Source organism: Nocardia sp. NPDC058519, assembly GCF_042719755.1.
GTDB lineage: Bacteria > Actinomycetota > Actinomycetes > Mycobacteriales > Mycobacteriaceae > Nocardia.
Genome location: NZ_JBHXNK010000006.1, coordinates 207,185 through 214,315, shown reverse-complemented (window position 1 = coordinate 214,315; position 7,131 = coordinate 207,185). Strand labels below are relative to the sequence as shown.

Below are 7,131 nucleotides of genomic sequence, written 5' to 3'. Positions count from 1 at the left end.
CGCTAGGCGCCCCCCCGGGCCCGGGGCGGTCCGGGCGCGCAGGGGGGGGGGCCCGCTGGTCCGGCCCCCCCCCCCCCCCGGCAGCCGGGGCCCGCCCCCCGCCCCCCACTACTCGGCGAGCAAGCACGCCGTGGTCGGGCTGGCCCGCACCCTGGCCAACGAGCTCGGCCCGCGCGGGATCCGGGTGAACACGGTGCATCCCGGCTCGGTCGCCACACCGATGATCCTCAACGACGCGGTGTACGCCAAACTGCGCCCCGACCTGCCGAATCCGACTCAGCAGGACGCGGCGGAGGCGCTGGCCCGCCGCACGATTCTCCCCGTGCCGTGGGTGGATCCGGTCGACATCAGCAATGCCGTGCTCTTCCTCGCATCCGACGAGTCCCGTTACGTGACGGGAATCCAGCTCGTGGTGGATGCCGGACTTACTCAGAAGGTGTGACATGGGACGGGTTTCGGGCAAGATCGCGCTGATCACCGGCGCCGCGCGCGGCATCGGCCGCGCACAGGCCATCCGGCTGGCCGAGGAAGGCGCCGACATCATCGCGGTCGACATCTGCGAGCCGGTCGAGACCGTGGTGTCGCCGGGAGCGACCCACGACGACCTCGCCGAGACCGTGCGCGCGGTCGAGGCGACCGGCGCGCGGATCGTCGCCGCCACCGTCGACGTCCGCGACGGTGCGGCGCTGCGGGCCGCCGTCGACGCAGGCGTCGATGAGCTGGGCGGCCTCGATATCGTCTGCGCCACAGCGGGAATCAGTTCCAGCGGCGGCGCACTGGAGCTCACCGAACAGCAGTGGCAGACGATGATCGACATCAACCTGACGGGCGTGTGGCAGACCTGCAAGGCCGCCACCCCGCACCTGATCGCTCGCGGCGGCGGTGCGATGATCCTGACCAGCTCGATCGCCGGACTGCGCGGGCTGGTCGGCGTCGCGCACTACACCGCCGCCAAACACGGGGTGGTGGGGCTGATGCGGTCGCTCGCGAAAGAGCTCGCCCCGCACCATGTCCGGGTGAACTCGGTGCATCCGACCAATGTCGACACCCCGATGATCCAGAACGACATGGTGCGCAAGGTGTTCCGGCCCGACCGCGAGCATCCCACCCGCGAGGAATTCGCCGAGGCGGCCGTGACGATGAACATGCTGCCCATCCCGTGGGTCGAACCGGTCGACATCGCCAACGCCGCACTGTTCCTGGCCTCGGACGAAGGCCGCTACATCACGGCGGTGACGCTGCCCATCGACGCGGGCAGCACCCAGCGCTAGCCACTGAGCCGCGGAAACAGTGCGCCGCGGAAATTACGAATGCGCGGGCTCCGACATGGCAGCCCGCGCTTTCGCGTATCAGCCTTCTCGCTCTGCCAGTGCGGCCGTCGTCAGGGTGAGGTGGCGCGTCAGCAAGTCGGCGGCGGTGTCGGGGTCACGGGCCAGCGCCGCCTCCTCCAATCGGCGATGCTCGTCGAGGCCGTCGCGCTCAGGGTTACGGTGTGTCGACCAGCGGCGGGCCAGCTCGCTCGCGACCCACAGCCGGTCGAAGGTTTCCAGCAACACCGGGTTGCCGCACCCTTCCAAGAGCGTGCGATGGAACACCCGATGGGCCTGCGCCCATGCCTCGCTGTAGTACTCGCCGTCTTCCGGTGTGAAAGCCGGTGTGCGCGCCAAGCGGTGGTGGGCAGCCCGGACTTCGCCCTCCCAGTTGACGTCACCACGTTCGATCGACATGCGTAGCAGGACCGGCTCTATCGCCCGGCGGGCCTCGCCGATCTGCTGCCAGCGGTGATCGGAAAAGGCAGGCACCGCGAAACCGCGATTGGTCAGCCGCTCGGCCAGGCCGTCACCGACCAGCCGCACCAGCGCCTCACGCACCACAGCCAGGCTCACACCGTGTCGGCTGGCGAGATCCTGCGGCTTGAGCGCGTCACCGGGTGCGTACTCGCCACGCATGATCGCGTTCCGCAAGTGTTCGTAGACCTGCTCGGAGAGCATCTGTTTCGCCGGCGGGGGCGGGGTGTGGACTGCACGAGTCATGATCCGATCATAGAACGTTCCGCAGATAATCGATTATTTGTGATATCGTCGATCTTGCGTATCCGGCACGGCTTGAAAGGCACGACATGATGAGCGCAAACAATCCCTTCGCCCGCCTCCCCGAGGTAGTCGCATTCACGGTCACGAGCACCACGGTGCGTGACGGCGCCGCCTGGCCACCTGCACAGTGGTCCTCGGGTGCTCCTGGCGGCAAAGACGTCTCTCCGCAACTGAGTTGGAGTGGTGCCCCAGCAGGCACCAAGAGCTACGCCCTGACCGTGTACGACCCCGACGCCCCGACCGGCTCAGGTTTCTGGCACTGGGCTGTGGCCGACATCCCGGCCACGACCACGAGCCTGCCCGAGGGTGCCGGAGACGACGAGGGCAGCGGTTTGCCGGTCGGCGCCTTCCAACTGCCGAACGACGCGCGCCTACCTCGATACATCGGTGCGGCACCGCCGGCAGGGCACGGTAGACACCGCTACTTCGTCACCGTGCACGCCCTGGATGTGGCTGACATCGGCATCGCCTCCGACGCCACGCCGGCTCTGCTCGGCTTCACTATCGCCGGACACATCCTGGGCCGGGCAACGCTCGTCGCCACCGCGGAGGCACAGCAGTGATCGATCACATGGTCGACCGAACTGTGCTCGTCACGGGCGGGACGGACGGGCTCGGCCGCGAACTCGCGGTGCGGCTCGGCGCAGCGGGAGCCCGGCTGATCCTGCACGGCCGCAACGCCGATCGGGCCGCAGCAGTCGCCGCCGAGGTAGCAGCCGCGAGCGGACACACTCCGGAGATCATCCTGGCCGACCTCTCGCGACTCGCGGAGGTGGACCGGCTGGCCGACGAGATCATCGCCCGCACTTCGCGATTGGATGTACTGGTGAACAATGCCGGCACCGGCGGCCGACCGGACAGGAAACGCGAACTCACCGCTGACGGCAACGAATTACTGTGGGCGGTCAACCATCTGGCCCCGTATCGGCTGACGCGGCGGCTGCTTCCGCTGCTGCGGACCTCGTCTCCGGCGCGGGTGGTGAACGTAGCCTCCGCCGGGCAGCAGGAGATCGACCTCGACGAGCCAACCCCCGAGCACGACTTCGACGTGTACCCCGCTTACTGCCGAGCCAAGCTGGCGATGATCATGGCAACCATCGAGTACGCCGAGGAACTCGACGGAACCGGTGTCACGGTGAACGCCCTGCACCCGGCCACCCTCATGGCGACGACCATGGTGCTGGAATCCGGTGTTACGCCGATCAGCACTGTCGCCGAAGGTGCGGACGCGACCCTGCGGCTGATCTGCGATCCGGTCCTGTCCCAGACGACAGGCCGGTACTTCGACGGCACCGGGCAGAGCCGTCCGCACTCACAGGCCATGGATCCGCGGGCGCGTCGTCGCCTGCTCGAAATCAGCGACGACGCGGTCACCGCGGCGGTGGGTTGAGGCGGCCGGATCTGCTCCGCTGCCGCCGTGTCAGCGCGCGACGTCCTTGCGGGTGAGGAAGGCAAGCACCGCCGACTCGAATTCGTCCTTGCGTTCGATCATCGCCCAATGCCCGCAGTTCGGGAACACGTGCAGTTCGGCGCGCGGGATCGTGCGCATCGGGATCAGCGCCATATCGAGGGGGCTCACCCGGTCGTCGCGGCCCCAGGTGATCAGCGTCGGGGCAGCCACCTTGTGCAGCATCGCCCACGGCGGCGGTGCGTCGGAGGCCTCCATCGCCTTGATCATCATCGCGAACGCGGCCTTGCTGTACATCCGGCGGGCACTGTCGAGGGTCGCGGGATCGGTGGCCTGGGTCCAGCGCTCCTCGATCAATTCCTCGGTCACCATCGTGGGGTCGTAGACCATCGAATGCAGCCACTGGATCAACCGCTCGCGGGTCGGTTCCTCGGTGAACTCCTGGAGCAGCTTGATGCCCTCGCCGGGGCCGGGGCTGAAGAGATTGCGGCCGATGCCACCGATCGTCACCAGCTTGCCGACCCGCTCGGGATGGGCGATGGCGTAGTTGAGCGCTACGCCGCCACCCATCGAGTTGCCGATGATGTCGACGCTGTCGAGGCCGAGCGCGTCGACGAAACGGACCACCGAATCCAGTGCGGTGATCATCGGATGTCCGCCGAAGTCGTCGCTCACCCCGAAACCGGGGAATTCCAGGACGAGACAACGGAATCGTTCCGCGAAGACGGCGAGGTTGCCGCGGAAGTTGCGCCACCCGGTGACGCCGGGCCCCGATCCGTGCAGGAGCAGCAGCGGCGGTCCCTCGCCCGCCTCGTGGTAACGCAGAACACCCGCGTCGGTGGTGATCTCGCGCAGCGTGCCCTCGTAGCTCAGGTCGGTCATGCGTGGGTACCGCCGTCGATGCGGATCTCGGTGCCGGTGATGAACGCGCCGTCCTCGGAGACGAGCATCGCGATCACGCCGGCCACCGCGGCCGGGTCGCCCATGCCCGCGCCGCCGGATTCGAGGTCGGTCGGCAGGACGGGAGACAGCTTCCCGAACAGTGCCCAGTTGGCGTCGGAGGGCACGTATCCACCGGTGGCTTCGGTGATGCCGGACTTGATGCTGCCGGGCGCGACGCAGACCGCGCGCAGTCCCTTGCCGCCGTATTCGAGGGCGATGGCGTGGGTGAAGGACTGGATGCCGCCCTTGCTCGCCGCGTAGGCCGCCATGTACGGGTGCGCGAACGCGGCCGAGGTGGAGCTGAAGTTCACCACCGTGGCGCGCGGGTTGGCCAGCAGGGTGGGCAGTGCCTCGCGGACCACCAGAAACGTGCCGGTGAGGTTCACCCGGATGATCAGGTCCCACAGGTCAAGGGGGGTCTGATCGGTGTGCGAGGCGCGCAGGATGCCCGCCGCGTTCACCAGCGAGTCCAGGCCGCCGAGGGTCTCGATCGAGGATCGGACGCCCTCGATCACCGACTGTTCGTCGCCGATATCGATGGTGAGGGTCGTGAGCCGGTCGGCGGTGCCGCGCTCGGCGGCCTGCGCGCTGGTCGCGGCGAGGCCCTCGGCCGATACGTCGGCGGCGACTACGCGGGCGCCCTCGTCGAGCAGTCGCAGCGCGGTGGCCTGGCCGATGCCCGATGCGGCGCCGGTGACCAGCGTCCGGTGGTTATCGAGTCTGTTCATGGGTTCTCTCCTGGTCTTTGGTGTCAGCCGAGCCGGCCGGGAACCGGTTCGTGGCGGAGCTGATCGGTCGCCAATACGCCTGCGCGGACGGCATTCTCGACGGAATCACGCAGGGCAGGGCAGGTCGGGATCCAGCTGCTGTGCTCACCGAGGGCCGCGCGCCGAGCGAACTCGGGGCACACGGACTCGGCGTCGTCGAGCCACTGGATGCTGGTGTGGCTCGGACTGAACTTCTCTGCCAGCACCTTGTTGCCACAGGTAGCGCATTCGACGGGTTGCACGGCCGCCCGCCTTACCGCTCGCCCGCGGCGTGGCGCGCGCCGATGTACCCGAACACCATGGCTGGGCCGATCGTCGCGCCCGCACCGGCGTAGTCGTTGCCCATCACCGCGGCGGCGGTGTTGCCCGTGGCGTAGAGCCCGGGGATGGGCGAGCCGTCGGCGCGCAGCACCTGGGCGTCGGCGTTGTAGACCAGTCCGCCCTTGGTGCCGAGGTCGCCGATCCGTACCCGCAGTGCGTAGTACGGGCCCTTGTCCAGGACATCGAGCGCGGGCGTCGCCAGGGTCGGGTCGCCGTAGTAGTTGTCGTAGGCGCTGACGCCGCGGCCGAAGTCCGCGTCGTGTCCCTCGCGTGCGAATCCGTTGAAGCGCCCCACGGTGTCGCGCAGACTGTCGACCGGGACGCCGATCGCGGCGGCGAGTCCCTCGATGTCGGGCGCGGTCTGCATCAGTCCGGTCGACAGCCACGAGGACGGGAACTTCTGGCCGGGCACGATGCCGCCGATGGGGTAGCGGCTCTTGGCTTTCGCGTCGAAGATCAGCCAGGCCGGATCGTGGCTGCCCGACAGCTGGGCATGCACGAACGTCACATACGGGGACGCTTCGTTGGTGAAGCGCGTGCCCGTGCTGTCGACGATGATCGAGCGTGGGATCGACCGCTCCGACACCAGCACCTGATTGATGCCGTCCGGGCGCTGGAACGACGGCATCCACCAGGCGTCGTCCATGAGATCGACTGCCGCGCCGACATTTTCGCCCGCGATGATGCCGTCGCCGGTGTTGTCCGCCGATGCCGCGCTGAAGTTGTCGCGCCCGCCCTCGGGCAGGTAGTCCTTGCGCATGGCCTGATTGAACTCGAACCCGCCGGTGGCCAGCAGCACACCGTCGCGCGCCCTGATCCGGATCTCGCGGCCGTCACGTTCGGCGAGGACGCCGAGCACCGCGCCGGTGTCGTCGGTGATCAGCGAGCGCAGCGGGGTGTCGAGCCACAGTGGCACCCCGGCATCGCGCACGGCCAGCCACAACCGGGCGATCAGCGCCCGGCCGAGCGTGTCCATGTGCCTGCGCAACACGATCGCCTTGACCGCCCGCAGACCGGTGAGCAGCGCGGTCCAGCGTGCCCTCCACGTGCGGGTCACCATATTGAGCTGGACGAAGTCCTTGGAGGTGATGAACAGTCCGGGCGGTGTCGCCAGCGCGGCGGGACGCAGTAGGTCCTCGTCCGCGCCGAGCTGTTTGAGGTCCACCGGCAGCGGCTCGATGGACCGGCCGGCGGGCCGCCCGCCCGGCGCTTCGGGGTGATAGTCGGAATAGCCGGTGCACCATTGGAAACGCAGGTGCGGGCTGGTCTCGAGGAAGGCCAGCATCCGCGGGCCCTCGTCGATGAACGCGTCGAGGTTCTTCGTCGGCACCCGGTCACCGACGACGGCGTCGAGATAGGCGCGCACGTCGGCGCGGGAATCGCCGAGGCCCTCGCGCAGCAGCGTCGGGTTGTTGGGCACCCAGATGCCGCCGCCCGAGAGCGCGGTGCTGCCCCCGTACACCGAAGCCTTCTCGATGACGAGGGTGTCGAGCCCGCGGTCGGCGGCGGCGAGCGCGCCGGTCAGTCCGCCCGCGCCGCTGCCGACGACGAGGAAGCCGACCTCGTGATCCCAGTGTTGTTCGGTCGCAGTCATTTCCGC

8 protein-coding genes and 1 pseudogene are annotated in these 7,131 nt (G+C 68.8%); 4 read left to right on the top strand and 5 right to left on the bottom strand.

Translation table 11 applies throughout. The features are described 5' to 3' along the window. Positions 1–85: 85 nt before the first annotated feature. Together ACFWPK_RS10050 and ACFWPK_RS10045 are read left to right on the top strand one after the other, a co-directional pair. Positions 86–442 (top strand): annotated as a pseudogene (locus ACFWPK_RS10050) (SDR family oxidoreductase); the annotation flags it as partial. 1 nt (position 443) lies between these two features. Then, the gene (locus tag ACFWPK_RS10045) at positions 444–1,271 is read left to right on the top strand and encodes a mycofactocin-coupled SDR family oxidoreductase (RefSeq protein WP_378914252.1); all 828 of its coding nucleotides are present in this window, start codon (positions 444–446) and stop codon (positions 1,269–1,271) included. 78 nt (positions 1,272–1,349) lie between these two features. Here the strand turns inward: ACFWPK_RS10045 and ACFWPK_RS10040 are convergent, their stop codons facing one another. Continuing rightward, positions 1,350–2,033, bottom strand: a complete 684-nt coding sequence (locus tag ACFWPK_RS10040; RefSeq protein ID WP_378914251.1) for a GntR family transcriptional regulator — start codon at positions 2,031–2,033, stop codon at positions 1,350–1,352. 89 nt (positions 2,034–2,122) lie between these two features. Between ACFWPK_RS10040 and ACFWPK_RS10035 the strand changes: the two genes are divergently transcribed. Both ACFWPK_RS10035 and ACFWPK_RS10030 read left to right on the top strand, forming a co-directional pair. Beyond that, entirely contained in the window at positions 2,123–2,656 is a 534-nt protein-coding gene (locus tag ACFWPK_RS10035) for a YbhB/YbcL family Raf kinase inhibitor-like protein (RefSeq protein WP_378914250.1), read from the top strand. Between the two features lie 8 nt (positions 2,657–2,664). After that, positions 2,665–3,483 carry an SDR family NAD(P)-dependent oxidoreductase gene (locus ACFWPK_RS10030; protein ID WP_378914249.1) on the top strand — a complete coding sequence of 273 codons (819 nt, stop codon included), beginning with the start codon at positions 2,665–2,667 and terminating at the stop codon, positions 3,481–3,483. Positions 3,484–3,513: 30 nt separating this feature from the next. Here ACFWPK_RS10030 and ACFWPK_RS10025 read toward each other — a convergent pair whose 3' ends face one another. From ACFWPK_RS10025 to ACFWPK_RS10010, 4 genes are read right to left on the bottom strand one after another with little or no spacing between them, the layout of a single operon-like run. Next, positions 3,514–4,383 (bottom strand): alpha/beta fold hydrolase, encoded by an 870-nt coding sequence (locus tag ACFWPK_RS10025; protein WP_378914248.1) that lies wholly within the window; start codon positions 4,381–4,383, stop codon positions 3,514–3,516. Further along, positions 4,380–5,171, bottom strand: a complete 792-nt coding sequence (locus tag ACFWPK_RS10020) for an SDR family NAD(P)-dependent oxidoreductase (protein WP_378914247.1) — start codon at positions 5,169–5,171, stop codon at positions 4,380–4,382. The genes ACFWPK_RS10025 and ACFWPK_RS10020 overlap by 4 nt, the downstream gene beginning before the upstream one ends. 23 nt (positions 5,172–5,194) lie before the next feature. Next, positions 5,195–5,452, bottom strand: a complete 258-nt coding sequence (locus tag ACFWPK_RS10015) for a hypothetical protein (RefSeq protein WP_378914246.1) — start codon at positions 5,450–5,452, stop codon at positions 5,195–5,197. A gap of 11 nt (positions 5,453–5,463) precedes the next feature. Beyond that, positions 5,464–7,125 (bottom strand): FAD-dependent oxidoreductase, encoded by a 1,662-nt coding sequence (locus ACFWPK_RS10010; protein ID WP_378914245.1) that lies wholly within the window; start codon positions 7,123–7,125, stop codon positions 5,464–5,466. Between the last annotated feature and the right edge of the window lie 6 nt (positions 7,126–7,131).